Raw genomic sequence first — 26,853 nt, forward strand, 5'->3', positions numbered from 1 at the left:
GCTTCTTCATGGGGATGTCCTCATGTGGCTTATGAAGACATTACTAACATCGGGGTGTACTAATCAACGGGGAGCAGGTCACAAGCTTTCTAACCAACGTAAAGTGGTGATTGAAGGCGACAGTGAAACACAGGTCACTCACGCCACCGGCAGAAAACGCCACGCGGGCAAGTAAGTTCCCAGGAGAGATCCTTAACACCATCGGCAAAACCGATGGTGTTTTTGTTTATGTGTTGCGGTAATTAATATTTAGCTCCTTTATAATACCGCCTGACCGCACCCCATCGCACAGGCCAGAAAGATGACAAACAGCAGTGTCAGGGACGGATCTTCAAAAAAAGAGTGAGTGACATGGACAACAAACTGAAAAAACATCGTTCCCTATATATCCCTTATGCCGGCCCGGTATTACTCGAATTCCCCCTGCTCAACAAAGGTAGCGCCTTCAGCATGGAAGAGCGCAGCAGCTTCAACCTGCTCGGTTTGCTGCCAGAAGTGGTGGAAACCATTGAAGAACAGGCAGAGCGCGCGTGGATCCAGTATCAGGGTTTCAAAACCGAAATCGACAAACATATTTACCTGCGCAACATTCAGGATACCAACGAAACCCTCTTCTATCGTCTGGTACAAAATCATCTCGAAGAGATGATGCCGGTGATCTACACCCCAACGGTGGGTGCCGCCTGTGAACGCTTCTCAGAGATCTACCGTCGCTCCCGTGGCGTCTTTATCTCTTATCAGAACCGCCACAACATGGACGATATTCTGCAGAACGTGCCGAACCACAATATCAAAGTGATCGTGGTGACCGACGGCGAACGTATTCTGGGTCTCGGTGACCAGGGTATTGGCGGCATGGGGATCCCAATCGGTAAGCTCTCTCTGTATACCGCCTGCGGCGGCATCAGCCCGGCGTATACCCTGCCGGTGGTGCTGGATGTGGGCACCAACAACCAGCAGTTGCTTAACGACCCGCTGTATATGGGCTGGCGTCATCCGCGTATTACCGACGACGAGTATTATCAGTTTGTTGATGATTTCATCCAGGCGGTCAAGCATCGCTGGCCGGACGTGCTGCTGCAGTTTGAAGACTTCGCGCAGAAAAACGCGATGCCGTTGCTGAACCGCTATCGCGATGAGATCTGCTCTTTTAACGATGATATTCAGGGCACCGCCGCGGTCACCGTCGGCACGCTGATTGCCGCCAGTCGCGCGGCAGGCAGCCAACTGAGCTATCAGAAAATTGTCTTCCTGGGCGCAGGCTCTGCGGGTTGTGGTATCGCCGAGCAGATTATCGCCCAGACGCAGCGTGAAGGGCTAAGCGAAGAGCTGGCGCGCTCCCGCGTGTTCATGGTCGACCGTTTCGGCCTGCTGACCGACGGCATGCCAAATCTGCTGCCGTTCCAGACCAAGCTGGTGCAGAAACGTGAGAATCTGAAGAACTGGGACACCGACAACGAAGTGCTCTCTCTGCTGGACGTAGTGCGCAACGTGAAGCCGGATATCCTGATTGGCGTCTCCGGTCAGACGGGGCTGTTCACCGAAGAGATCATTCGTGAGATGCACAAGCACTGCGAACGCCCTATCGTGATGCCGCTCTCCAACCCGACCTCGCGCGTGGAAGCAACGCCGCAGGACATCATTGCCTGGACCGAAGGGAACGCGCTGGTCGCAACCGGCAGCCCGTTCGATCCGGTGGTGTGGAAGGACAAAACCTATCCTATTGCCCAGTGCAACAACTCCTATATTTTCCCGGGCATTGGTCTGGGTGTGATCGCCTCCGGCGCGTCGCGCATTACCGATGAGATGCTGATGTCGGCAAGCGAAACCCTGGCGGGCCACTCACCGCTGGTGAACGATGGCGAAGGACTGGTGCTGCCAGAGCTGAAAGACATTCACAAGGTGTCGCGTGCAATTGCGTTCGCGGTCGGGAAAATGGCCCAGCAGCAGGGTGTGGCGGTGAAAACCTCTGCCGACGCGCTGCAGCAGGCCATCGACGACAACTTCTGGATGCCGGAATACCGCAGCTACCGTCGTACTTCGATCTAACACTGTGTTCCGACCGTTCCCTCTCCCACCGGGAGAGGGAATTACATTCCTCCCCCCTAGCCAAACCGCCTTTCCCCCGCTACACTCCTTTCATCCATTAACCCACTGAATATATATAAGGAGGCCAATTATGCTGTACTGTGAAATTTTCAATGTTTCACATGCATTTGGTGATCGCACCAGCTCAAGCGTTATCGGTATCGTGCTGCGATAACTTCTGCTTGAGCGAAGACACCAACCCCTGAAATCCCTTCTCTCGGGCTTACTGAGTTATCGTCAGCGATGTTTGACGAGGCATAAACATGCCTGTAACTCTTGGGTAAGCAACAATGAGCACTTTACTCACTGCACAATCTTTACGTGTTGATACGGCGTTTGGCACGCTCTTCGACTCCCTCTCCTTTACGCTGAAAAAAGGCGACCGCATTGGCCTGCTGGGCGACAACGGCTGCGGCAAAAGTACGCTGCTGAAGGTGCTGGACGGCACAGACTCTCCCGCTGCCGGAAGCGTCGCGCTGGCCGGACACTGTCTGATGGCGCGCGTTGAGCAACATCTGCCAGAAGCCATTTATCCCCTGACCATGCTGGATGCCGTACTGGCGCAACTGCCCACGACTGAGCGCGAGAGCCTGCGCTGGAAAGCTGAAACGCTGCTGGCGGGTATGGGCTTTACGCCGCAGGACATGGCCTTAACGTCGGCGACGCTGAGCGGCGGGCAACACACGCGTCTCCTGCTCGCGCGGGCGTTGATCGGCGATCCGGATCTGTTACTGCTGGACGAGCCGAGCAACCACCTCGATTTGCCTACCATGCTCTGGCTGGAACAGTTTTTACAGAACTGGTCCGGCAGCTTTGTACTGGTCTCGCACGACAGGCAGTTGCTGGATGCCGTCACCAACGGCAGCTGGATCCTGCGCGATAAGATGTTGCACTACTTCGCCCTTCCCTGCACCGCCGCGCGCCAGGCGCTGGTGGCGAAAGACGAAAGCGATGCGCTGCGGAATAAGGCGGAGCAAAAGGAGATCGACCGCGTAACCGCCAGTGCCAGACGGCTGGCCACCTGGGGCAAGGTCTACGATAACGAAGATCTGGCCCGCAAAGCCAAACAGATGGAAAAACAGGTCGAGCGGCTAAAGGAGAGCCAGACAGAGCTCACGGCAGGCAGTCCGTGGACGTTAACCCTGCGTGGTGATGCCCTGCGAGCGGACCGACTGCTGGAGATGGAAAACCTCGGCGTACCGCCTGCACCTGGGTTGCCCGATCTATTTCACGTCGACATTGCGCGGCTTAAAAGTGGCGATCGCGTGGCTATCGTCGGGCGTAACGGCTGCGGCAAATCATCGCTGATGAAGCTCATCTGGCGGCATTTCTCAGGTGAACCGTCAGAGGCTGGGCTAAAACTCCATCCTCGCGTGTCGCCAGGCTATTACGACCAAACGCTGAATCAGCTTCCGGATGAGGCAACGATCTTCGACGCGCTGGAGCCTTTTGCGCCAGCGCCACAGGATCGCAAGATGGCGCTTATCAGCGCCGGGTTCCCGTGGGCGCGTCACGGGCAAAAGGTCAGCACCCTCAGCGGCGGGGAGCGTTCGCGCCTGCTGTTTGTCGGCCTGACGCTTGCCCGTTATAGCCTGCTGATGCTGGATGAGCCTACCAACCACCTGGACATGGAAGGCAAAGAGGCGCTGGCCACTACCCTGCAACAGTTTGACGGCGGAGTGCTGCTGGTCAGCCATGACCGGCAGCTGATCGCCCAAAGCTGCAATCGCTTCTGGCTGATTGAGGACGGTTTGCTGAGCGAATGGCATGACGCCGAAGCGGTGTTCGAACGGCTGCGTGAACGCACAGGCCTGATGGCGTCGTCGGCGTCACCAGCAGTCGCGGATGTTAAAGCGCAAGCCTCGGACGATCTGCTTGAAAGGCTGATCGCGCTGGAAACGCTACTCGCAGAAGACCTGGCGCGTAAGCCTAAGCATCAGAAACCACATCTGCAGGTGCAATGGCGCAAAGAGATTGAGGTGATAGAAGCAAAACTGTAGATCTGTGCCCGGCGAGCTTCTCGCCGGGCCAGTGAATTCCCCCCTAATTATTAGAGGATCGCTGTATTCTTAATCTGAAATCGCATCAATTGGTGACATTATGTTGCCGCCGCCTTGCATAACTCCTCTAAACTATTAATCCTTAAGTAGTATTCCCCTGCGATACACATACCCATCAGAAACAAGGAGAAACCTATGAAGGCTGCTGTTGTTACACAGGATCATCAGGTCAATGTTACCGAAAAAACCTTACGCCCACTGAAGCACGGCGAAGCCCTGCTCAAAATGGAGTGCTGTGGCGTTTGCCATACTGACCTCCACGTCAAAAATGGCGATTTCGGTGATAAAACCGGTGTGATCCTGGGCCACGAAGGGATTGGGATCGTGAAAGAAGTTGGGCCTGGCGTGACGTCACTGAAAGTCGGCGACCGTGCAAGCGTCGCGTGGTTCTTTGAGGGCTGCGGCCACTGTGAATACTGTAATACCGGCAACGAAACCCTGTGCCGCGATGTGAAAAACGCCGGTTATTCCGTTGATGGCGGCATGGCTGAAGAGTGCATTGTGACCGCGGATTACGCGGTAAAAGTGCCTGACGGGCTGGATTCCGCTGCGGCCAGCAGCATAACCTGTGCCGGCGTCACCACTTATAAAGCCGTAAAAGTCTCCCATATCAAGCCGGGACAGTGGATTGCGATCTATGGCCTGGGCGGACTGGGTAACCTCGCGCTGCAGTATGCGAAAAACGTCTTCAACGCCAAAGTCATCGCTCTTGACGTTAACGACGAACAGCTGAAGCTGGCAGCGAGCATGGGGGCAGACTTAACCATCAACTCCCGCAGCGAAGATGCCGCTAAAATCGTGCAGGAAAAAACCGGCGGCGCACATGCGGCTGTGGTAACGGCGGTCGCGAAAGCAGCATTTAACTCGGCGGTGGACGCGGTGCGTGCCGGTGGCCGCGTGGTGGCCGTTGGCCTGCCGCCGGAAGCCATGAGCCTCGATATCCCTCGTCTGGTGCTGGACGGTATCCAGGTGGTCGGCTCGCTGGTTGGTACCCGTCAGGATCTGCAGGAAGCGTTCCAGTTCGCTGCCGAAGGCAAAGTGGTACCAAAAGTGACGATGCGCCCGCTGGAAGATATCAACGCCATCTTCAAAGAGATGGAACAGGGCCAGATACGCGGCCGCATGGTGATTGATTTACGCTCGTAACGGTACGTTCCCGCTAACCGCTCCGTTTATGGGGCGGTTTTTTATGACCACATTCCGGCACTCAGGCCAGCGCACGAGCATCAGACTGAGCCCGCCGGGCGCGCAGATAGCCATACACCAGCAGCGCGCTCATCGCCAGGAAGGATAATATCGCCGCCGGTAGCGTGACATAGCTCCAGCTAAAACCGAGCGTAATCATCATCCCGCCAAAATAAGCACCAATCGCACTGCCCAGGTTAAAGGCCATCTGTCCGCCTGCGGCACCAAGCATTTCCCCTCCTTTCGCATTTTGCAGAAGCAGAATTTGCAGTGGTGCTGAGAGTGCGAACAGCCCGGCACAGCAGATGAACCCCATCACCAGCGACGCGGTTTTCTGTTCGCCAAAGGCGAAAAGCAATAACAGTGAGGCGACAATCACCATATCGGTGGTGGCAGCAATACGCAGCGGGCTGAAACGACCCGATAGTTTCCCGCTCAGCAGGTTACCCAGCACCATGCCGAGGCCCATTAACATCATGATGATCGTCATCAGCCCCTCGGAGAAGCCAGAGACATTGACCATAAACGGCTTCACAAAACTGAACCACGCAAAAACGCCAGCGTTGCCAAACATGGTGGCGGCGAAGATCAGCCACGGTTCCGGTTTTTTCAGGAAGTGAAACTGCTCGGTGAGTTTTATTTCTGATGCGTCATGAAGGTTTGGTACCCACACCAGCACCGAGAGGATCACCAGCGCGTCAAACAGGGCTATCAGGAAAAAGGTATAACGCCAGTTGAATGTATGCCCCAGCCAGGTTCCAAACGGAACCCCCACCAGATTCGCCACGGTCATCCCGGCGATCATCCCCGCCACGGCCACCGTGACCTTACCCGGTGGCGCTATTTTCGAGAGGATAATCGCCCCCACGCCGAAAATTGCGCCGTGCGGGAACCCCGAGATTAAGCGCCCTGCCGCCAGCCACAGGTAGGATGTTGAAAAGGTAAACATCGCGTTGCCCACCGCACACAGGGCAACCAGAAACAGCAGCGTGGTTTTTAACGAGAACTTACTGGAAAACAGCGCCACAATCGGCGCGCCAATCACCACGCCAAAGGCGTAAAACGAAATCATATTTCCGGCGGAGGGAATGGAAATACCGGTATCATGCGCCAGTTCCGTCAGGACACCCATAATACCAAATTCAGCCATGCCCAGGCCAAACGTGCTAAGGGCTAACGAGAAAATTGTCTTTTTCATACCACAACCACGAGTGAAAATTCGCAGCGGGCATTATTGAATAATCTTGTATGGTGAGCCAGTTCAAATCAGCAGACTGACACGTTAATCCATTAATTCAGGTGAATTACACTTCTTAATGCGGCCTCGCTTCTTCCCCGCGACCGGACAACCTGAGGATGACAATCATGGCAAGTAATAAGAAAACCAGCGTCGCTGTTGATGTCGTTAAAAATGCCCCTCTGAAAACAAAAGAGTATGAAAAAGAGCTTCGTCGCCTTCACGTTGAACTGGTCAAACTCCAGCAATGGGTTGTCGCCAAAGGATTGAAAGTCTGCATCGTGTTTGAGGGACGAGACGGGGCCGGTAAAGGCGGCACCATAAAAGCGATAACCGAACGCGTCAGCCCGCGCGTATTCCGGGTTGTCGCGCTGCCTGCGCCTACAGAGAAAGAGAAAACGCAGCTCTATTTCCAGCGTTATGTTCCGCACCTGCCCGCTGCTGGTGAAATCGTTATTTTTGACCGCAGCTGGTACAACCGCGCAGGCGTTGAACGGGTGATGGGGTTCTGCACGCCGGAACAGGTTGAAAAGTTTCTTGATGGCGCACCGGTGATGGAAAAAGCGATGGTCGATGCCGGGATCATTTTGCTGAAATACTGGCTTGAAGTGACGCCGAAAGAGCAGGAACGCAGGCTACGCGATCGCATCAACGATGGCCGCAAGATCTGGAAATTATCGCCTATGGATATTAAGTCGTTCAATTTATGGGATGAATACACCGTAGCGCGGGATGCCATGTTTGCCTCCACGGACACTGCCTGGGCACCGTGGTTTGTGGCGCGCTCGGAAGATAAAAAACGCGTGCGGTTGAATATTATCTCCCATCTGCTTTCGCAGATCCCGTATAAAGAACTTCACGTTGAAAAAGTGGATTTACCGAAGCGAAAAATTGGCAAAGTCAAACCGACAAAATATCCTTTCCGATATAATGCGGAGAAATTCTGATAAGCTGGAAGACGGCTCGCATAATGAAGATTACCAGGGGAAACGGTATTGTTTTTTGTTGGCTGCGGTTGATAATGACCGCACCAACAAAGGAGGCTAAAAATGAAACCAAACCGAACAGAAAACTGCAGTGGCAGACCACCCCGGACAGAGAGAATACCGCGTCAGGCCTTGACTCCAGAGGAACGTAAACGCCAGCACCATCAGGATCAGGAGTTCATAAAAGCCATGAATGAATTTACTGCTAAAGCGGGATTATTATCAGATGACCCTTATTTTGGAGGGCTTTAATGTGCTTTCAGTTCGATGTTTATCGTAACCCCTCAGACAAAACGCGCGAATACCAGCCTTATTTTATGATAATTCAACATGACTATTATGATGACTTATCAACAAGACTGATTGTTCCTTTAAGCTATCATAATAACCTACATGGGCATTACAACGCCGCCACACCATTAATAAACATTGAATTTGAGAGATATTTTCTCAACACCGCTGGCATAACACACGTGGAGAAAAAGAAATTAAATAATAAAAATTTTGTATGTAATCTTCGCAGCGCAAGAAGTACCGTCATTGCGGCGATAGATGCGTTAGTGACGAACACATAACGTAGGCCCGCGCAAGCGAAGCGCCGCCGGGCAAAGCCGACGGCGCAGGACGTTTTACTTCATCCCTTCCGTACTCTCCTGTTTCGCTTCCTGTCGCTCCACTTCCCGGTACCAGCGTGGGTGGTGTTTCTGCGCCCAGCGGCGGCTCACCTTCCCTTCAATCATGCCTTTAATCGACCCTTTAACCCAGAACGCCATATACATATGGATCAAAATGGCATGGATCAGAATGATGGCTGAGGTTGCGTGGATCAGCAGCGCGTAGCGGATGACCTGCATCGGGAAGTACTGCGCAAAATAAGGACGCCAGATGATCACACCGGTCACCAGCAGGACGAAAATCATGCTCATGATGCTCCAGAACATCATCTTCTGTCCGGCATTGTATTTACCGACCTTCGCGACTCTATGTTCGTTCCCCTTCAGGACCTCAATAATGCCCTTCAGCCAGGGAATATCCTGCTTGTCCGGGATATTGTGGTGGACGAAACGCACAAACATAAACATCAGCACCACAAAAATCAGTACGCCAAAAAACGGGTGCAGAATACGCCCCATCTGCGGCGTACCGAACGTTTCCGTCAGCCATTGCAGCGTCGGGAAGAAGAACGAAATTCCGGATACGGCCACCAGGAAGAAGCAGATCACCACCGTCCAGTGACAGGCGCGATCGACAAACTTTGTGCGCACTATCATTTTCGACTTACTCATGATGTTCCTCCTCGTCGTCATCCACCTCTTTATTCGGCCCGATACCGATGTAGTGATAAATCAGCCCGGCAAAGGTGGCGATAAAGCCCGCCGCCGAGAGTGGTTTTAGCGCCCCTTTCCACAGGTTGATGGAGGTATCGATCACCGGATCTTTCGGCAGATTGTGGTACAGCTCCGGCTGGTCATTGTGATGTAGAACGTACATCACGTGCGTACCGCCCACCCCCTGCGGGTTGTAGATGCCCGCCTTGTCGTAGCCGCGCGCTTTTAGTTTGTCCACGCGCTGCTGCGCCACCTCCAGCATCTCTTTCTTGGTGCCGAAGTGAATGGCCCCGGTTGGACAGGTCTTGACGCAGGCAGGCTCCTGCCCGACGCTGACGCGGTCTACGCACAGGGTGCATTTGTATACCCGGTTATCCTCTTTATTGAGGCGCGGGATGTTAAACGGACAACCCGCAATGCAATACCCGCAGCCGATACAGTTATCCTGCTGGAAGTCGACGATTCCGTTCGCATACTGGATGATGGCGCCTGCAGACGGGCAGGCCTTGAGGCAGCCCGGATCTTCACAGTGCATACAGCCGTCTTTTCGAATCAGCCACTCCAGCTTGCCGTTCTGGTCAGTTTCGCTAAAACGCATCACCGTCCAGGATTTGGCGCTCAGATCGGCCGGGTTGTCGTAAACGCCAACGCAGTGCCCTACCTCATCGCGGATATCGTTCCACTCTGAACAAGCCACCTGGCAGGCTTTGCAGCCCACACAGGAAGAGACATCGATAAGCTTGGCGACTTCGGCCTTATAATCCCGCGCGCGCGGCGCGGGCGTTATCGGGTTGGTCGCGGAGCGTTTAATAATGTCTTGTGTTTCCATCGCCATTTACTCGCTCCTTACGCTTTCTCGATGTTGACCAGAAACGCCTTGTACTCCGGCGTTTGCGAGTTGGAATCGCCAACGTTTGGCGTCAGGGTATTGGCGAGATAGCCTTTCTGCGCCACACCTTCAAAGCCCCAGTGCAGCGGGATACCCACGGTTTCCACCTGCTGACCATTCACGTTCAACGTCTGCAGACGACGGGTGACCACCGCAACCGCACGGATAAAGCCACGTTTGCTGCTCACCGTCACGCGATCGCCATTGGCAATCCCTTTCGCTTTCGCCAGCGTTTCGCTTATCTCCACAAACTGTTCCGGCTGCGCGATGGCATTAAGCCGCGCGTGCTTGGTCCAGGTGTGGAAATGCTCCGTCAGGCGATAGGTGGTTCCCACATACGGGAATTTGTCCTTTTTGCCTAAACGCAACACGTCGTCAGCGTAGATACGCACGACCGGACTGGAGATAACATTTGGGTGTAGCGGGTTCGTGCCGAGCGGCGTTTCCATCGGCTCGTAGTGTTCCGGGAATGGCCCCTCAGCCAGCTTGTCGAGGGCAAACAGGCGTCCCAGCCCCTCCGGCTGCATAATAAACGGTCCGGTCTCACTGCCCGGTGGCGCGGTATTGAAGTCAGGAATATCATTCCCCGCCCATTTCGCGCCGTTCCACGCAATCAGCATCCGTTTCGGATCCCACGGTTTACCGTTGATATCCGCCGACGCACGGTTGTACAGCACCCGACGGTTTAGCGGCCATGCCCAGGCCCAGCCAAGCGTATTGCCCAACCCGGACGGGTCTGCGTTATCGCGATTGGCCATCTGGTTGCCCTGCTCGGTCCAGCTGCCGGTGTAGATCCAGCAGGACGACGCGGTAGAACCATCATCGCGCAGGAGCGCAAAGCTGTTCAGCAGCTGGCCTTTCTTCGCCACCAGATTGCCGTTGGCGTCATAGAGATCGGCCAGCGCCACGCCGTTGTTCTCTTTGGCCACCTCTTCGGATTCAGGATGATCCGGTTGCTTATAGTTCCAGCTCATCTTCAGCAACGGTTCAGCGCCTTTGCCGCCTTCGGTGCGGTACATCTCACGCAGGCGATGGTAAATCCCGGCCAGAATTTCACCGTCATTACGCGCTTCACCCGGCGCATCCTGCCCCTTCCAGTGCCACTGTAACCAGCGACCGGAGTTGGCGATCGACCCGTCTTCCTCGGCAAAACAGGTAGACGGCAAGCGGAAGACCTCGGTCTGAATTGATGCGGGCTCCACATCGTTCATCTCGCCGTGGTTCTGCCAGAAGTTAGACGTTTCCGTCACCAGCGGATCGATAACGACCATGTACTTCAGCTTGCTTAGGCTGCGAACCACTTTGTTTTTGTCCGGGAAGGACGCTACCGGGTTAAAGCCCTGGCAGATATAGCCCGTGACGTTGCCCTTATCCATCATGTTGAAATACTTGATGACGTCGTAGGCCTGGTCCCATTTCGGCAGCCACTCAAAGCCCCAGTCGTTCTCTTTCTGCGCCGCATCGCCATAAAACGATTTCATCAGGCTGACGTAGAACTTCGGATAGTTGCTCCAGTAGTTCACTTGCTCCGCACGCGTCGCTTTTGGCGTATTGGCCGTGAGATAGGTTTGCAGATCGGCCTGTTTTTCCGACGGAAGCGTCAGGTAACCCGGCAGGCTGGTCGAGAGTAAACCCAGATCGGTTAAGCCCTGGATGTTGGAGTGACCGCGCAAGGCATTTACCCCGCCTCCCGCCATGCCCATATTGCCGAGCAGCAGCTGAATCATCGCCATGGTACGGATGTTCTGCGCACCAACGGTGTGCTGCGTCCAGCCCAGCGCGTACAGGAACGTGGTGGTTCTGTCGGCGGCACTGGTAGAGGCCAGCACCTCACACACTTTCAGGAAGTCGGCTTTTGGCGTACCGCAGATGTTTTCTACTACGTCCGGCGTATAGCGGGAAACGTGCTGTTTCAGCAAGTTCCACACGCAGCGTGGATGACTCAGGGTTTCATCGCGTCTGGCATAGCTGTTTTCATCGAACTGGTAGTTCCAGGACGATTTATCGTACTGACGTTTGTCCGCGTCATAGCCGCTGAACAGCCCCTCATCGAAGGCAAAATCATCCCGCACCAGCAGGCTGGCGTTGGTGTAATGTTTTACGTACTCCGCGTTGATTTTATTGTTTTCTATCAGATACAGCAGCACGCCCGACAGGAACGTAATGTCCGTACCGGAGCGGATCGGTGCATAGATATCGGCCACCGATGCCGTACGCGTAAAGCGCGGATCGACGACGATAAGCGTCGCATCGTTATTGTTTTTCGCTTCCATCGCCCAGCGGAACCCCACCGGATGGGCCTCAGCGGCGTTGCCACCCATCACCATCACGACGTTGGCGTTTTTGATATCAACCCAGTGGTTGGTCATCGCACCGCGACCAAATGTTGGAGCAAGACTTGCTACCGTTGGTCCGTGTCAGACGCGCGCCTGGTTATCAACCGCCAGCATCCCGAGGGAGCGAACAAATTTTTGCGTTAGCATGCCGGTTTCATTGCTGGCCGCCGAGGCGCACAGCATGCCGGTAGAGAGCCAACGGTTCACCGTCACGCCCTGCGCGTTCTTCTCAATGAAGTTGGCGTCGCGGTCAGCTTTCATCAGTCTGGCAATCCGGGAGAAGGCTTCATCCCAGGAAATACGCTGCCATTTGTCGGAACCCGGCGCGCGGTATTCCGGATAGCGCAGACGGTTATCGCTGTGAACGTAGTCCAGCAGTCCCGCCCCTTTCGGGCAGAGTGCCCCACGGCTCACCGGATGGTCCGGATCCCCTTCAATATGATAAATGGCCTCTCTGGCGTTCTTCGCGCCATCGCCCAGGCTATACATTAAAAGCCCACAACCCACGGAGCAGTATGTGCAGGTGTTACGGATCTCTTTGGCACGCAGCAGTTTATAGTTGCGCGCCTGAGCCAGCGCCATTTTGGGAGCGAATCCCAGCATCGCGGCTGTTGTTCCGGCCATACCGCCCGCGCAGATTTTAAAAAATTGTCTGCGGCTGACGTCCATTGTTGTCCTCATTTACGGATAAGACTTCGCGCCGCAAACTAACAGCAAAGCCCCTGTTTTTTTTGCGTCAAATCAAGGTCGCCGGTGTTCGCCCCCTTAATAGTCAACCATCTCGCATTTAAATACCTCTTTTTGATTAACGGCTTAAGAGAATAATTCGCGACCGGGGCGCGATCGGTGCTATAAGTTTTGCCTTTGGTTTTGAGAGTAATGGCAAGGGTATGGACAGAAAAAGAGCAACGCTGATTGGGCTGGCAGCAATCTTGTTATGGAGCACCATGGTGGGGCTCATTCGCAGCGTGAGTGAAGGGCTTGGGCCTGTGGGGGGTGCCGCCATGATCTATACCGTCAGCGGCTTACTCTGTCTGGTGACGGTAGGATTTCCTCAAATCCGGCGCTTCACTCCCGGCTATCTTATTGCCGGCAGCCTCCTGTTTGTGAGCTACGAAATTTGTCTGGCGCTGTCGTTAGGGTATGCGGCTACGCGTTCACAGGCGATTGAAGTCGGCATGGTGAATTATCTCTGGCCAAGTCTGACCATTGTGTTTGCCATTTTGTTTAACGGGCAGAAATCGTCCCTGTGGGTGATCCCCGGATTAGCCCTCTCTTTACTCGGTGTGTGCTGGGTATTGGGCGGCGAACAGGGGTTGCAGGTGAATGAGATTATCCGCAATGTTGTCTCCAGCCCCCTCAGCTATGCCCTTGCATTTGCCGGCGCGTTTATCTGGGCGGCGTACTGCACGGTAACCAGTAAATATGCCAAAGGACAAAACGGGATCACGCTCTTTGTGTTGCTTACCGCGCTGAGTTTGTGGGTGAAATATGCTCTAAGCGATCAACCGGAAATGGTGTTCAGCGTTCCGGTGGTGGTGAAATTACTCATGTGCGGCGTCGCACTGGGGCTGGGCTATGCGTCGTGGAATATTGGGATCCTTCACGGTAACGTCACGGTGCTGGCAGCCGTGTCCTATTTTACCCCGGTCTTATCCGCTGCGCTGGCGACGCTGTTGTTGAGCGCCCCACTTTCCTTCTCCTTCTGGCAAGGCGCCATCATGGTCTGTGTGGGTTCTTTGCTGTGCTGGTACGCCACACGAAAATAATCTTTTCCTGATGCCGGGTTAATTACAACTCGGCCACATAATTAACATAAATTTAAAATGTGATCGCCCATTCACTCTTTAGCAAAATAATAGAAAGCGGTTTAGTTTCTGTTTATATTAACTCTCGTTCGTAAAGATATGGCGCGCAAATTGACATAAACTGACACCGGAACGTAATAACTGCATAGCAAACAGTCACGTCAGAAAAAGCATAAAATAATATAATTCACTGCAAAACATTCACTTCACACATCGAAATCAACGTGCGATTAATCTTATAAGCCACTGATTTTAATGCATGTAAATTTCATCAACGATTGTAAAAGAACGGAAAAAACGACAATTAACACCATGAAATAAAAATGGTAATAATTATATTCCCCGCAACGAAAATGGCGGTAAAACGCGCACAAAATGCATAATTTTCAGGCAATTTATTCGGTAAAGCTGAAATTTACCCGATCACGATCACACTAATTGAAATTATCTTTAATATTTTGAAACTTATTATTGAAAGCAGGCTACAAGATTTTTAAAAATAGCTTGCCATTGACGAACAGCCTCGTTTGGAAATCGTTCGAAGTGGTTCAGGAAATACCCAAGAAAATTATAAGGAATATTTAAGATGAAACTTAAATTAGTTGCAGTGGCGGTCACTTCCATGTTGGCAGCAGGCGTTGTAAACGCGGCTGAAGTTTTTAACAAAGACGGTAACAAGCTGGATCTGTACGGTAAAGTCACAGGTCTGCACTATTTTTCTGATGATACTGACAACGACGGCGACAAAACCTACGTTCGTCTGGGCTTCAAAGGCGAAACTCAGATCAATGACCAGATGACCGGTTATGGCCAGTGGGAATATGAGTTCAAGGGCAACCGCTCTGAATCCCAGGGTGCTGACGGTAACAAAACGCGTCTGGCGTTCGCAGGTCTGAAATTCAACGAATTCGGTTCCTTCGACTACGGCCGTAACTACGGCGTGGCGTACGACATCGGCGCATGGACTGACGTTCTGCCAGAATTCGGTGGCGATACCTGGACCCAGACTGATGGCTTTATGACTGGCCGTACAACTGGCGTAGCGACTTACCGTAACACCGACTTCTTCGGTCTGGTTGACGGCCTGAACGTTGCCGCTCAGTACCAGGGTAAAAACGACCGTAACGACATCACCGAATCTAACGGTGACGGCTGGGGTCTCTCTTCTACCTATGAATTCGACGGCTTCGCAGCGGGTGCAACCTACGCGAAATCTGACCGTACTGACCGTCAGGTTCGTGCAGCAAGCGACCTTAACGCAGGTGGCGAGAACGCAGAAGTATGGGCAGCCGGTCTGAAGTACGATGCGAACAACATCTACCTGGCAACCACCTACTCTGAAACCCGTAACATGACGGCTTTCGGTGACGGTCACGTTGCAAACAAAGCACAGAACTTCGAAGTTGTGGCTCAGTACCAGTTCGACTTCGGTCTGCGTCCGTCCATCGCTTACCTGAAATCCAAAGGTAAAGACATCGGTTCTTACGGCGACCAGGATCTGGTGGAATACGTTGACGTTGGCGCGAGCTACTACTTCAACAAAAACATGTCCACCTATGTTGATTACAAAATCAACCTGCTGGACGACAATGCGTTCACCAAAGACGCTAAAATCGCTACCGACAATATCGTTGCTGTAGGTCTGACCTACCAGTTCTAAGATTTGTCACACCAGAAAGCCAGCCCCTGCGGCTGGCTTTTTTTTGCCCCTCTGCCCGCTCCCCTGATCGTCATCCCCTGGTTCCGGTATACTGCTCTGTCGTCACTGTCCTAACGTCACAGCCTGAACAGGGAGCCCTCGATGATTACTACCCACGTTTTTATCGCCGTCAGTCTTGATGGCTACATTGCCCGCCAGGATGGCGATATCGGCTGGCTACTCCAGCGCGATGATCCAACGGAAGATCATGGTTATGATGCGTTCATTGCCGACAAAGACTGGATTGTGATGGGCCGGGGAAGCTATGAGAAAGTGCTGACCTTTGACCAATGGCCCTATAACCGACCCGTGCTGGTGCTCTCCAGTCAGTTGGCTGACACCGAGGTGCCCGAGCCGCTGAAAGGTAAAGTGCAGTTCTCCCGCTGTAACCCAAAGGAAGCGCTTGATGAGCTGGCGGCGCAGAACGCACACCGCGTCTATTTAGATGGCGGACAGGTGATCCAGTCGTTTCTGCGCGAAGGACTGGTGGCCGATATGGTTATCACCACCGTTCCTGTCCTGATCGGCTCAGGCAAGCCGCTGTTCGGCTCGCTGCCCCGGGATATCGATTTAATGCTTTTATCCACCCGTAGCTTCCCGTCAGGTCTGGTGCAATCGCACTATCGGCTGACGCGATAACGACACCGCGCCGCTGCAGCAGGAGTGAAAAGCCCGAAGGTGCAGCGCCTTCGGGCTTGCATTTACTGTTGCGGCGCGTTCGCCAGGCTAAACCAAATCCCAATCGCCAGCAGCAATAACATCCCACCGGCGCTGCCTAACGCCACGCTGTGCGACGTGATGAACGCCGTTTTTGCCGCCTCAATGACGGTTTCACCGAGCGCCGGACTGAGATCCTGCGCGACCTTCATCGCTTCGCCAATGGATGACGAGGCTTTATCAGCCAGCGTTGAAGGTAAGCCCTGCGGTAGTTCAATCGACGCAGAGAAGCTGCGGGTCAGCAACAGACCAAATATCGCGATCCCCAGGCCCGCGCCCAGTTCGTAGGACATGGTTTCAATCGCCCCGGCAGCGGCGGCTTTCTCTTTCGGCGCCGCCGCCATGATTGCCGAGGTGGAGGCCAGCAGCGCACTCGCCGCACTGAAGCCAAGCAGCACCATCAGGCACCACGCCTGCCACTGCTGCGTGCTGAAGTCGAGCATCGACAGGCCAATAAAGCTGACGGCGCTCAGCCCCATTCCGCCTGCCGCTACCATGCGCAGCCCCAGACGACCAACCAGTATCCCGGCAATCGGGCCGCTGAACCCACTGGCGACCATGAGCGGCAGCATGAACATGCCCGCTTCAAACGGGGTAAAGCCATGCACAAACTGCAGCTCCTGGGCCATCAGCAATTCATACCCCACCAGGGCGATCATGGCGGTCATCGCCATCACCACCCCGCTTAAAATGATGCGATGGCAAAACAGGCGCATGTCGATCATCGGCACGCGGGCGCGAAGCTGAATACGTACGAAGATAAACAGCAATACCGCGCCGGTGAGCAGCGTACAGGCCACCAGCCATGGTGAAAGCCCGCCTTTCAGCGCGGTTTTGGCGCTGTAGACCAGCAGCAAAATTGCCACAATCAGCATGACGGCATGGCTAATATTTAGCGGCTGCTCTGGGCGCCCTTGCTGACGTGGAACATAGACCGCGGCCAGCGACACAACCACCAGCACAATCGGCACGTTGATCAAAAAGACCGATCCCCAGTAAAAATGCTCCAGCAGCATACCGCCAATCAGCGGACCAAACGCCGCCCCGCCGGACCCGACCGCGGCCCAGACGCCAAGCGCGATGTTGCGATCTCGCGCGTTAATAAACAAGGTGCGTATACCCGCAAGGGTTGCCGGTATGATCATTGCCGCGCCAATTGCCAGCGAGGCGCGCGCGGCAATCAGCCAGCCCGCAGAGGGGGCAAAGGCCGCCGCCAGCGATGACAGGCCAAACAGCGTGCTGCCAAGCATCAGCAGCCGTTTAAAACCGATGCGGTCGCCGAGCGCGCCCATTGGCAGCACCATACCCGCCATCACCAGCGAGTAGATATCGATGATCCACAATAATTCGTTACCGCTGGCGCCCAGCGTCATGCTCAATGTCGGCGCCGCCACGTGCAGCACCGTCGCGTCAATCGCCACCGGGATATACACCAGCACGATAATCACTAACGCTAACCACTGACGAAACATAAATTTCCTTTTTATATAAAAATGGACACATGTCCAGGATGCGATCCTACGGAATGTTGAACACTTGTCCAGCTCTTTGTTACACTCGTTTCATTGCTATTTAAGAGTGAGAGAAAATGGGTTATCTGACCAGGGATGAAAGACGGGAAGAGATCTTACAGGCCGCCATGCGCGTGGCGCTGGCCGAGGGATTTTCCGCCATGACGGTGCGCCGCATCGCGTCCGAAGCCGGTGTCGCAACCGGGCAAGTGCATCACCATTTCACCTCCGGCGGTGAGTTAAAATCGCTGGCCTTCATCCGGCTGATCCGCGAACTGCTGGATGCGGATGTGGTCGGGGAACACGCCAGCTGGCGGGCACGTTTACATGCCATGCTCGGCAGCGATGACGGCAGGTTTGAACCCTACATTCGCCTCTGGCGAGAAGCGCAAATCCTCGCAACCCGCGACGCAGAGATCAAGGGCGCGTATGTGCTGACAATGGAGATGTGGCATCAGGAAACGGTTGCCCTTATTGAAGCTGGCAGGGATGCAGGCGTATTCCGTTCCGGTGACCCGGCAGCAAGTATTGCCTGGCGTTTAATTGGCCTGGTATGTGGCCTTGACGGCATATATCTATTAAACATGCCTGAAATGGATGACGCTGCGTTTAATAATCATCTTGATAAATTAATTTCTCTGGAGTTGTTTTAATACTCCCTTCTGAGTAATTAAATCCCACCGTTACAATTAGTAACACATTAGGCGAACCCCTATTTCATTTCCAAACTCTGGGGTTCGCTTTTTTATCTATCCTTTCAGATGTATCTCAATACTTCCAATAACCACAATACCAGACCTTCACATATCTAGCTGTTTTTACTTATTTTTTATCTCCATTTGGGTAAGCAAGAGGGCGATATGTCACAACAAAGTGAGAAAAGTCATCACCATCTTTTAAGTAACTGGAAACCGGAAAATCCGCAATTCTGGGAGAATAAAGGCAAACATATCGCGCGAAGAAACCTATGGATTTCTGTGGCTTGCCTGCTATTGGCCTTTTGCGTCTGGATGTTATTTAGTGCCATTGCGGTTAACCTCAATAAAGTCGGATTTAATTTCACTACCGATCAGCTTTTTATGCTAACGGCATTACCTTCTCTCTCCGGCGCAATATTGCGTGTCCCCTACTCTTTTATGGTGCCGATATTTGGCGGACGTAACTGGACAGTATTGAGCACCGTGATCCTCATTATCCCCTGCGTCTGGCTGGGGATTGCCATTCAGAACACCGAGACGCCTTACTGGGTCTTTATCGTCATTGCCCTGCTCTGCGGATTTGCGGGCGCTAACTTTGCCTCCAGCATGGGGAATATCAGCTTTTTCTTCCCGAAATCCAGACAGGGTAGCGCGCTGGGAATCAACGGCGGGCTGGGAAACCTGGGCGTCAGCGTAATGCAGTTGATCGCGCCACTGGTCATTTTTCTGCCGATGTTCACCTTTCTGGGGGTAAACGGTGTGCCTCTGGAGGACGGATCCACCATGTGGCTGGCGAATGCCGCCTGGATTTGGGCCCCGCTTCTGCTGCTGGCCACCATTGCGGCGTTTATTGGCATGAACGATATCGCCAGCTCAAAAGCCTCTATCGCCAGCCAGCTTCCGGTGCTTAAGCGGTTTCATCTCTGGCTGCTGAGCCTGCTCTATCTGGCGACCTTCGGCTCATTTATCGGTTTCTCGGCAGGCTTTGCCATGCTGTCGAAAACCCAGTTTCCGGACGTTAACATTCTTCACCTTGCCTTCTTTGGCCCCCTGATTGGTGCGCTGGCGCGTTCAGCGGGCGGGATGATCTCCGACAGGCTGGGCGGCGTGCGCGTCACCCTCATCAACTTTGTCTTTATGGCCATCTTTAGCGCCCTGATCTTCCTGACCCTGCCCGGCTCGGGCTCCGGCAGTTTTGTCGCGTTTTATCTGGTCTTTATGGGGCTGTTCCTCACCGCCGGGCTGGGCAGCGGCTCAACCTTCCAGATGATTGCGATTATCTTTCGCCAAATCACCATCGACCGGGTGAGAAAGCAAGGTGGCACCGATGAACAGGCACAGCATGAAGCCGTGACGGACACCGCTGCCGCGCTGGGCTTTATCTCCGCCATTGGTGCAGTAGGCGGATTTTTTATCCCTAAAGCCTTCGGCACCTCGCTGGCGATGACCGGATCGCCGGTCGGCGCCATGAAAGTCTTCCTCGTGTTTTACATCGTCTGCGTGCTCGTCACCTGGCTGGTGTACGGCCGTAAATCCTCACAAAAATAATAACTACATCTTCGCCGGAGCGTGATGCAGCACCCTCCGGCCATGCTATCGAAGCAGGAGAAATGTCATGAGCAAACTGCTGGACCGCTTTCGTTACTTCAAAACAAAAGGCGACAGTTTCGCCGATGGACACGGGCAGGTGTATCACACCAACCGGGACTGGGAAGACAGCTACCGCCAGCGCTGGCAGTTCGACAAGATTGTGCGCTCTACCCACGGCGTAAACTGTACCGGCTCCTGCAGCTGGAAGATTTATGTCAAAAACGGACTGGTGACCTGGGAAACCCAGCAGACCGATTACCCCCGCACTCGCCCGGACCTGCCTAACCATGAGCCACGCGGTTGCCCACGCGGCGCAAGCTACTCCTGGTACCTCTACAGCGCCAACCGCCTCAAATATCCGCTGGTGCGCCGCAGGCTGATTGAACTCTGGCGCGAGGCGCTGGCGCAGCACAGCGACCCGGTACTCGCCTGGGATGCCATTCAAAACGATCCGCAAAAAGCGCAGAGCTACCGACAGGCACGCGGTAAAGGCGGGTTTATCCGCTCGAACTGGAAAGAGTTGAACCAGCTGATTGCCGCCGCCAACGTCTGGACCATCAAAAATTATGGCCCGGACCGCGTGGCCGGTTTCTCGCCTATTCCGGCGATGTCGATGGTCTCTTACGCTGCCGGTACCCGCTATCTCTCTCTGCTCGGCGGTACCTGCCTGAGTTTCTATGACTGGTATTGCGACCTGCCTCCCGCCTCGCCCATGACCTGGGGCGAGCAGACCGACGTGCCGGAGTCCGCCGACTGGTACAACTCCAGCTATATCATCGCCTGGGGCTCTAACGTTCCCCAGACGCGCACCCCCGACGCCCATTTCTTTACCGAGGTTCGTTATAAAGGGACCAAAACCGTTGCCATCACGCCAGACTTCTCAGAAGTTGCCAAACTGAGCGACCAGTGGCTCGCCCCCAAACAGGGGACCGACAGCGCGCTGGCGATGGCCATGGGGCATGTGATCCTCAAAGAGTTCCACCTCGATAACCCAAGCGACTACTTCCTCAACTACTGCCGCCGCTACACCGACATGCCGATGCTGGTTCTGCTGGATGAGCAGGCCGATGGTCGTCTGGTGCCGGGACGCATGCTGCGGGCGTCCGACCTTGTTGACGGGCTGGGCGAAGCCAACAACCCGGAGTGGAAAACCGTCGCCTTTGATATTGCCGGTAATCTGGTGGTTCCTAACGGTTCCATTGGCTTCCGCTGGGGCGAAAAAGGCAAATGGAACCTGGAATCGCTGGCTGCGGGTCAGGAAACGGAGTTGACCCTTTCCCTGCTGATCACCCACGACAGCGTGGCGGATGTCGCCTTCCCCTACTTTGGCGGTAATGAGAACCCGCATTTTCGCAGCGTGAAACAGGAGCCAGTGCTGACCCGCCGCGTGCCGAGTAAAACCCTGACGCTTGCCGATGGCAGCCAGAAACATGTGGTCAGCGTGTACGATCTGGTGCTTGCCAACTACGGTCTCGATCGTGGTCTGGAAGACAGTAACGCGGCTGAAAATTATGGTGAGATCAAAGCGTATACACCGGCCTGGGGCGAACAGATCACCGGTGTCCCCGCTTATCTGATTGAAAAAATTGCCCGTGAGTTTGCCGACACGGCGCACAAAACGCATGGACGCTCGATGATCATTCTCGGTGCCGGGGTAAACCACTGGTACCACATGGACATGAACTACCGGGGCATGATCAACATGCTGGTCTTCTGCGGCTGCGTAGGCCAAAGCGGTGGTGGCTGGTCGCACTACGTGGGCCAGGAGAAGCTGCGTCCGCAAACCGGCTGGCTGCCGCTGGCCTTCGCGCTGGACTGGAACCGCCCGCCGCGCCAGATGAACAGCACCTCGTTCTTTTACAACCACGCCAGCCAGTGGCGCTATGAGAAGCTGACGGCGCAGGAGCTGCTTTCTCCGCTGGCGGATGCATCCCGATTCACCGGTCACCTGATCGACTTCAACGTCCGCGCCGAGCGTATGGGCTGGCTGCCGTCGGCGCCGCAGCTCAACCTCAACCCGCTGCACATCAAAGCCCGCGCTGAGGCAGCAGGCCTGTCGCCGCAGGAGTACACCGTTCAGGCGTTGAAATCGGGCGATATCCGCTTCGCCTGCGAGCAGCCCGACAGCGGTAAAAACCACCCGCGCAATCTGTTTGTCTGGCGCTCGAACCTGCTTGGCTCCTCCGGCAAAGGCCACGAGTACATGCTCAAGTATTTGCTCGGCACCGAAAGCGGGATACAAGGGGAAGATTTAGGCTCGACCGATGACGTGAAGCCTGAAGAGGTCGACTGGCAGACTAACGCCATTGAGGGCAAACTCGACCTGCTGGTAACGCTCGATTTCCGTATGTCCAGCACCTGCCTGTTCTCTGACATCGTCCTGCCAACCGCCACCTGGTATGAAAAGGACGACATGAACACCTCCGACATGCATCCGTTTATTCATCCGCTGTCTGCCGCCGTCGACCCGGCGTGGGAATCGCGCAGCGACTGGGAGATTTACAAAGGCATCGCCAAAGTTTTCTCTGACGTGTGCGTCGGCCATCTCGGTACGGAAACGGACGTCGTGTTGCAGCCTCTGCAGCACGATTCCCCGGCGGAACTGTCCCAGCCGTTTGATATTCAGGACTGGCGCAAAGGCGAATGCGATTTGATCCCCGGTAAAACCGCGCCGAACATTGCGGTCGTCGAGCGTAACTACCCGGAAACCTGGGAGCGCTTTACCTCCCTCGGCCCCTTGCTGGACAAGCTCGGCAACGGCGGGAAAGGGATCTCGTGGAACACGCAAAACGAGGTCGAGTTCCTCGGCAAGCTGAACTACGTCAAGCTCGACGGTCCGGCGAAAGGCCGTCCGCGTATCGAGACGGCCATTGATGCCGCCGAAGTGATCCTCGCGCTGGCACCGGAAACCAACGGTCAGGTGGCAGTGAAGGCGTGGGAGGCGCTGGGCGAACTGACCGGACGCGACCACACCCACCTGGCGCTGAATAAAGAAGATGAAAAAATCCGCTTCCGCGATATTCAGGCGCAGCCGCGTAAAATCATCTCCAGCCCAACCTGGTCCGGTCTGGAAAGCGAGCATGTCTCCTACAACGCGGGTTATACCAACGTTCACGAGCTGATCCCGTGGCGCACCCTCTCCGGCCGTCAGCAGCTGTATCAGGATCACCCGTGGATGCGTGCCTTCGGCGAAAGTCTGGTGGCTTACCGTCCGCCGATTGATACCCGCAGCGTCAGCCATATGCGCGAGATCCCGCCGAACGGCTTCCCGGAAAAAGCGCTCAACTTCCTGACGCCGCACCAGAAATGGGGCATCCACTCTACCTACAGTGAAAACCTGCTGATGCAGACCCTGTCGCGCGGCGGGCCGATTGTCTGGATCAGTGAAACCGACGCGCGTGAGCTGGGCATTGAGGACAACGACTGGATTGAAGCCTTCAACGCCAACGGCGCCCTCACCGCCCGCGCGGTGGTGAGCCAGCGCGTGCCGCCGGGTATGACCATGATGTACCACGCCCAGGAGCGCATTCTTAACATTCCGGGTTCAGAGGTGACCGGACGGCGCGGCGGTATTCATAACTCGGTGACCCGCGTCTGCCCGAAACCGACGCACATGATTGGCGGTTACGCGCAGTTGGCTTACAGCTTCAACTATTACGGTACCGTTGGCTCCAACCGCGACGAGTTCATCATGATCCGCAAAATGAAAAACATTAACTGGCTGGATGGCGAAGGTCGGGATCAGGTACAGGAGACGAAAAAATGAAAATACGTTCACAGGTTGGCATGGTACTGAATCTCGATAAATGCATTGGCTGCCACACCTGCTCGGTCACCTGTAAAAACGTCTGGACCGGGCGTGAAGGGATGGAGTATGCATGGTTTAACAACGTCGAAACCAAACCGGGGATCGGCTACCCGAAAAACTGGGAAGATCAGGAAGAGTGGCAAGGCGGCTGGATCCGCGGTATTCACGGTAAGCTGACGCCGCGTCTCGGCGGCAAAATGGGGGTGCTGTCGAAAATATTTTCTAACCCCGTCCTGCCGCAGATTGACGATTATTATGAGCCTTTCACCTTCGATTATCAGGATCTGCACCGCGCGCCGGAGGGGGATCACCTCCCTACCGCTCGCCCGCGTTCGCTGATTGACGGCAAGCGGATGGATAAAATCGTCTGGGGACCCAACTGGGAAGAGCTGCTGGGCGGCGAATTCGAAAAACGCGCCCGCGACCGTAACTTCCAGAAGATCCAGAAAGAGATGTACGGCCAGTTTGAAAACACCTTCATGATGTACCTGCCGCGCCTGTGCGAGCACTGCCTGAACCCAAGCTGCGTCGCCACCTGCCCGAGCGGCGCCATTTACAAGCGCGAAGAGGACGGCATTGTGCTGATTGATCAGGACAAATGCCGCGGCTGGCGTCTGTGCATCAGCGGTTGTCCGTACAAAAAGATCTACTTCAACTGGAAGAGCGGCAAGTCAGAAAAATGCATCTTCTGCTACCCGCGCATTGAATCCGGCCAGCCGACCGTCTGCTCGGAAACCTGCGTCGGGCGCATCCGCTATCTCGGCGTGCTGCTGTATGACGCGGACCGTATTGAGGAAGCCGCCAGCACCGAGCATGAAACCGATCTCTACGAGCGCCAGTGCGACGTGTTCCTCAACCCGAACGACCCGGCGGTGATTGAAGAAGCGCTGAAACAGGGCATTCCGCAGAACGTGATTGATGCGGCCCAGCGCTCCCCGGTCTACAAAATGGCGATGGACTGGAAGCTGGCCCTGCCGCTGCACCCGGAATACCGCACCCTGCCGATGGTCTGGTATGTGCCGCCGCTGTCACCGATCCAGTCCTACGCTGACGCAGGCGGTCTGCCGCAGAGCGACGGCGTCCTGCCTGCCGTAGAGAGCCTGCGCATTCCCGTGCAGTATCTGGCGAACATGCTCAGCGCGGGGGATACCGGCCCGGTGCTGCGCGCCCTTAAACGCATGATGGCGATGCGACACTACAAGCGCTCCCAGACGGTAGAAGGCGTCACGGACACCCGTGCGATTGAGGAGGTAGGCCTTACCGTGGAACAGGTTGAAGAGATGTACCGCTATCTGGCCATCGCCAACTATGAGGATCGTTTCGTGATCCCCACCAGCCACCGTGAAATGGCGCGCGATGCCTTCCCGGAACGTAACGGCTGCGGCTTCACCTTTGGCGACGGCTGCCACGGCTCTGACACCAAATTTAACCTCTTCAACAGCAGCCGGATTGATGCCATCAACATCACCGAGGTGCGCGAACATGGGGAGGGAGAGTAATGCAGATCCTCAAAATCATCGCGCTGCTGATTGAGTATCCCGATGAGACCCTGTGGGAAAATCGCGAGGAAGCGCTTTCGCTCATTGAGCAGGACGCACCCATGCTGCTGTCGTTTGCCCGTCAGCACCTGAGCGCCCCGCTGCTGGATAAACAGGCCGAGTGGTGCGAGGTATTTGAGCGTGGCCGCGCGACGTCGCTGCTGCTGTTCGAGCATGTTCACGCTGAATCCCGCGATCGCGGTCAGGCGATGGTTGACCTGATGGGCCAGTATGAGAAAGCCGGGCTACAGCTCGACTGCCGCGAACTGCCGGACTATCTGCCGCTCTATCTGGAGTACCTCAGTATCGTTATGGACGACGAGGCGCGCGAAGGATTGCAGAACGTCGCGCCTATCCTGGCGCTGATTGGCGGGCGTCTGAAGCAGCGCGGCGTGGCCCATTATCAGCTGTTCGATGCCCTGCTGGTGTTGGCCGGAACGCGGCTTTCCAGCGACAGCGTGGCGAAACAGGTGGCCACGGAGAAACGCGATGACACCCGCCAGGCGCTGGACGCCGTATGGGAAGAGGAACAGGTCAAGTTTATCGAAGACAACGCCACATCGTGCGACAGCTCGCCGATGCAGCACTATCAACGACGCTTTAGCCAGGACGTCGCGCCGCAGTACGTAGACGTCAGCGCCGGAGGCCCAAAATGACACATTACCTGAACGTCTTTTTCTATGACATTTACCCCTACATCTGCGCCACCGTGTTTTTCCTTGGCAGCTGGTTGCGCTACGACTACGGGCAATACACCTGGCGCGCCTCATCGAGCCAGATGCTCAGCAAACGCGGTATGAACTGGGCCTCTAACCTGTTTCATATTGGGATCCTGGGGATTTTCTTCGGCCACCTGTTCGGCATGCTAACCCCGCACTGGATGTATGCCTGGTTTTTACCCGTCGCGGTTAAGCAGCAGTTAGCCATGATTGCAGGGGGGATTTGCGGCGTGCTGACGTTGATTGGCGGGTCCATGCTGCTGATTCGCCGCCTGTTCAACCAGCGGGTGCGCGCCACTTCCACCACGCCGGATATCATCATCATGAGTATCCTGCTGATACAGTGCATTCTGGGGCTGACCACTATCCCCTTCTCCGCACAGTATCCTGACGGAAGCGAGATGATGAAGCTGGTCGGCTGGGCGCAGGGAATTGTGACGTTTAAGGGCGGCTCATCGGAAATGTTGAGTGGCGTTGCCCCCATCTTCCGCGTTCATCTGGTGCTGGGGATGACTATTTTCCTTATCTTCCCGTTCACCCGCCTGGTGCACGTGTGGAGCGCACCGTTTGAATACTTTACCCGTCGGTACCAGGTGGTGAGATCGCGCCGTTGATTTTGTCGGGTGGCGGCTGCGCCTTACCCGACCTACGTTCAA

The 26,853-nt window shown here is 55.2% G+C and carries 20 protein-coding genes and 1 pseudogene; 16 read left to right on the forward strand and 5 right to left on the reverse strand.

All coding sequences use genetic code 11. From position 1 onward, the window contains the following. Positions 1–70: 70 nt before the first annotated feature. From sra to adhP, 4 genes and pseudogenes are all read left to right on the forward strand, one after another. Positions 71–175 (forward strand): annotated as a pseudogene (gene sra / locus AX755_RS14630) (stationary-phase-induced ribosome-associated protein); the annotation flags it as partial. A 176-nt stretch (positions 176–351) separates the two neighbouring features. After that, on the forward strand, positions 352–2,049 hold the full coding sequence (locus AX755_RS14635; RefSeq protein ID WP_013096532.1) for an NAD-dependent malic enzyme: 1,698 nt from the start codon (positions 352–354) through the stop codon (positions 2,047–2,049). Between the two features lie 329 nt (positions 2,050–2,378). After that, on the forward strand, positions 2,379–4,088 hold the full coding sequence (locus AX755_RS14640; protein ID WP_062856981.1) for an ABC-F family ATP-binding cassette domain-containing protein: 1,710 nt from the start codon (positions 2,379–2,381) through the stop codon (positions 4,086–4,088). 195 nt (positions 4,089–4,283) lie between these two features. Continuing rightward, complete coding sequence (gene adhP, locus AX755_RS14645; RefSeq protein ID WP_013096530.1) at positions 4,284–5,294, forward strand: alcohol dehydrogenase AdhP; 1,011 nt, start codon at positions 4,284–4,286, stop codon at positions 5,292–5,294. Between the two features lie 61 nt (positions 5,295–5,355). Here adhP and araJ read toward each other — a convergent pair whose 3' ends face one another. Continuing rightward, a complete protein-coding gene (araJ, locus tag AX755_RS14650; protein WP_048972074.1) occupies positions 5,356–6,531 on the reverse strand; it encodes an MFS transporter AraJ in 1,176 nt (391 codons plus the stop codon). Between the two features lie 167 nt (positions 6,532–6,698). On the opposite strand from araJ, the gene ppk2 reads away from it, so the two are divergent. The 3 genes from ppk2 (at position 6,699) to AX755_RS24640 (ending at position 8,131) form a co-directional block, all read left to right on the forward strand. Beyond that, a complete protein-coding gene (gene ppk2 / locus AX755_RS14655; RefSeq protein ID WP_062856982.1) occupies positions 6,699–7,517 on the forward strand; it encodes a polyphosphate kinase 2 in 819 nt (272 codons plus the stop codon). Positions 7,518–7,619: 102 nt separating this feature from the next. Next, entirely contained in the window at positions 7,620–7,808 is a 189-nt protein-coding gene (locus tag AX755_RS24635) for a type II toxin-antitoxin system CcdA family antitoxin (protein ID WP_072036492.1), read from the forward strand. Beyond that, positions 7,808–8,131 (forward strand): CcdB family protein, encoded by a 324-nt coding sequence (locus AX755_RS24640; RefSeq protein WP_071830020.1) that lies wholly within the window; start codon positions 7,808–7,810, stop codon positions 8,129–8,131. Before AX755_RS24635 ends, AX755_RS24640 begins: the two co-directional genes overlap by 1 nt. Before the next feature lie 54 nt (positions 8,132–8,185). Here AX755_RS24640 and fdnI read toward each other — a convergent pair whose 3' ends face one another. The 3 genes from fdnI to fdnG are packed head-to-tail and all read right to left on the reverse strand — an operon-like array spanning position 8,186 to position 12,778. Next, positions 8,186–8,842 (reverse strand): formate dehydrogenase-N subunit gamma, encoded by a 657-nt coding sequence (fdnI, locus tag AX755_RS14660; protein ID WP_062856983.1) that lies wholly within the window; start codon positions 8,840–8,842, stop codon positions 8,186–8,188. After that, entirely contained in the window at positions 8,835–9,719 is an 885-nt protein-coding gene (gene fdxH / locus AX755_RS14665) for a formate dehydrogenase subunit beta (RefSeq protein WP_062856984.1), read from the reverse strand. The genes fdnI and fdxH overlap by 8 nt, the downstream gene beginning before the upstream one ends. An 11-nt stretch (positions 9,720–9,730) precedes the next feature. Next, positions 9,731–12,778, reverse strand: coding sequence for a formate dehydrogenase-N subunit alpha (gene fdnG / locus AX755_RS14670; RefSeq protein WP_104668944.1), 3,048 nt, complete (start codon positions 12,776–12,778; stop codon positions 9,731–9,733). Positions 12,779–12,999: 221 nt separating this feature from the next. Here fdnG and yddG point away from each other — a divergent pair, with 221 nt between their 5' ends. From yddG to AX755_RS14690, 3 genes are all read left to right on the forward strand, one after another. Continuing rightward, positions 13,000–13,878, forward strand: coding sequence for an aromatic amino acid DMT transporter YddG (gene yddG, locus AX755_RS14680; RefSeq protein WP_062856986.1), 879 nt, complete (start codon positions 13,000–13,002; stop codon positions 13,876–13,878). Positions 13,879–14,503: 625 nt separating this feature from the next. Further along, complete coding sequence (ompC, locus tag AX755_RS14685) at positions 14,504–15,577, forward strand: porin OmpC (RefSeq protein ID WP_013096520.1); 1,074 nt, start codon at positions 14,504–14,506, stop codon at positions 15,575–15,577. A gap of 141 nt (positions 15,578–15,718) precedes the next feature. Beyond that, positions 15,719–16,255, forward strand: coding sequence for a dihydrofolate reductase family protein (locus AX755_RS14690; protein WP_062856987.1), 537 nt, complete (start codon positions 15,719–15,721; stop codon positions 16,253–16,255). 62 nt (positions 16,256–16,317) lie between these two features. Here AX755_RS14690 and AX755_RS14695 read toward each other — a convergent pair whose 3' ends face one another. After that, positions 16,318–17,805 carry an MFS transporter gene (locus AX755_RS14695; RefSeq protein ID WP_047024879.1) on the reverse strand — a complete coding sequence of 496 codons (1,488 nt, stop codon included), beginning with the start codon at positions 17,803–17,805 and terminating at the stop codon, positions 16,318–16,320. Between the two features lie 116 nt (positions 17,806–17,921). Between AX755_RS14695 and AX755_RS14700 the strand changes: the two genes are divergently transcribed. The 6 genes from AX755_RS14700 (at position 17,922) to narI (ending at position 26,811) form a co-directional block, all read left to right on the forward strand. Further along, positions 17,922–18,497, forward strand: a complete 576-nt coding sequence (locus AX755_RS14700) for a TetR family transcriptional regulator (RefSeq protein ID WP_040022636.1) — start codon at positions 17,922–17,924, stop codon at positions 18,495–18,497. Positions 18,498–18,704: 207 nt separating this feature from the next. Next, positions 18,705–20,090: a NarK family nitrate/nitrite MFS transporter gene (locus tag AX755_RS14705; protein ID WP_062856988.1), complete on the forward strand. Its 1,386-nt coding sequence runs from the start codon at positions 18,705–18,707 to the stop codon at positions 20,088–20,090. A 67-nt stretch (positions 20,091–20,157) separates the two neighbouring features. Beyond that, a complete protein-coding gene (locus AX755_RS14710) occupies positions 20,158–23,898 on the forward strand; it encodes a nitrate reductase subunit alpha (protein WP_062856989.1) in 3,741 nt (1,246 codons plus the stop codon). Beyond that, positions 23,895–25,439 (forward strand): nitrate reductase subunit beta, encoded by a 1,545-nt coding sequence (gene narH / locus AX755_RS14715; RefSeq protein WP_029883343.1) that lies wholly within the window; start codon positions 23,895–23,897, stop codon positions 25,437–25,439. Before AX755_RS14710 ends, narH begins: the two co-directional genes overlap by 4 nt. After that, the gene (gene narW, locus AX755_RS14720; protein ID WP_062856990.1) at positions 25,439–26,134 is read left to right on the forward strand and encodes a nitrate reductase molybdenum cofactor assembly chaperone; all 696 of its coding nucleotides are present in this window, start codon (positions 25,439–25,441) and stop codon (positions 26,132–26,134) included. The genes narH and narW overlap by 1 nt, the downstream gene beginning before the upstream one ends. Continuing rightward, positions 26,131–26,811 (forward strand): respiratory nitrate reductase subunit gamma, encoded by a 681-nt coding sequence (narI, locus tag AX755_RS14725; protein ID WP_013096512.1) that lies wholly within the window; start codon positions 26,131–26,133, stop codon positions 26,809–26,811. The genes narW and narI overlap by 4 nt, the downstream gene beginning before the upstream one ends. The last annotated feature ends 42 nt before the right edge of the window (positions 26,812–26,853 follow it).

The sequence above is a fragment of the Enterobacter sp. SENG-6 genome (genome assembly GCF_001605945.1).
In the GTDB taxonomy this organism is placed as follows: domain Bacteria; phylum Pseudomonadota; class Gammaproteobacteria; order Enterobacterales; family Enterobacteriaceae; genus Enterobacter; species Enterobacter cloacae.

What these genes read in the sequence shown, in the direction of transcription:
- AX755_RS14635 (WP_013096532.1), top strand. Translation starts at nt 352, where the DNA reads ATGGACAACAAACTGAAAAAACATCGTTCCCTATATATCCCTTATGCC.
- AX755_RS14640 (WP_062856981.1), top strand. Translation starts at nt 2,379, where the DNA reads ATGAGCACTTTACTCACTGCACAATCTTTACGTGTTGATACGGCGTTT.
- adhP (WP_013096530.1), top strand. Translation starts at nt 4,284, where the DNA reads ATGAAGGCTGCTGTTGTTACACAGGATCATCAGGTCAATGTTACCGAA.
- araJ (WP_048972074.1), bottom strand. Translation starts at nt 6,531, where the DNA reads ATGAAAAAGACAATTTTCTCGTTAGCCCTTAGCACGTTTGGCCTGGGC.
- ppk2 (WP_062856982.1), top strand. Translation starts at nt 6,699, where the DNA reads ATGGCAAGTAATAAGAAAACCAGCGTCGCTGTTGATGTCGTTAAAAAT.
- AX755_RS24635 (WP_072036492.1), top strand. Translation starts at nt 7,620, where the DNA reads ATGAAACCAAACCGAACAGAAAACTGCAGTGGCAGACCACCCCGGACA.
- AX755_RS24640 (WP_071830020.1), top strand. Translation starts at nt 7,808, where the DNA reads ATGTGCTTTCAGTTCGATGTTTATCGTAACCCCTCAGACAAAACGCGC.
- fdnI (WP_062856983.1), bottom strand. Translation starts at nt 8,842, where the DNA reads ATGAGTAAGTCGAAAATGATAGTGCGCACAAAGTTTGTCGATCGCGCC.
- fdxH (WP_062856984.1), bottom strand. Translation starts at nt 9,719, where the DNA reads ATGGCGATGGAAACACAAGACATTATTAAACGCTCCGCGACCAACCCG.
- yddG (WP_062856986.1), top strand. Translation starts at nt 13,000, where the DNA reads ATGGACAGAAAAAGAGCAACGCTGATTGGGCTGGCAGCAATCTTGTTA.
- ompC (WP_013096520.1), top strand. Translation starts at nt 14,504, where the DNA reads ATGAAACTTAAATTAGTTGCAGTGGCGGTCACTTCCATGTTGGCAGCA.
- AX755_RS14690 (WP_062856987.1), top strand. Translation starts at nt 15,719, where the DNA reads ATGATTACTACCCACGTTTTTATCGCCGTCAGTCTTGATGGCTACATT.
- AX755_RS14695 (WP_047024879.1), bottom strand. Translation starts at nt 17,805, where the DNA reads ATGTTTCGTCAGTGGTTAGCGTTAGTGATTATCGTGCTGGTGTATATC.
- AX755_RS14700 (WP_040022636.1), top strand. Translation starts at nt 17,922, where the DNA reads ATGGGTTATCTGACCAGGGATGAAAGACGGGAAGAGATCTTACAGGCC.
- AX755_RS14705 (WP_062856988.1), top strand. Translation starts at nt 18,705, where the DNA reads ATGTCACAACAAAGTGAGAAAAGTCATCACCATCTTTTAAGTAACTGG.
- AX755_RS14710 (WP_062856989.1), top strand. Translation starts at nt 20,158, where the DNA reads ATGAGCAAACTGCTGGACCGCTTTCGTTACTTCAAAACAAAAGGCGAC.
- narH (WP_029883343.1), top strand. Translation starts at nt 23,895, where the DNA reads ATGAAAATACGTTCACAGGTTGGCATGGTACTGAATCTCGATAAATGC.
- narW (WP_062856990.1), top strand. Translation starts at nt 25,439, where the DNA reads ATGCAGATCCTCAAAATCATCGCGCTGCTGATTGAGTATCCCGATGAG.
- narI (WP_013096512.1), top strand. Translation starts at nt 26,131, where the DNA reads ATGACACATTACCTGAACGTCTTTTTCTATGACATTTACCCCTACATC.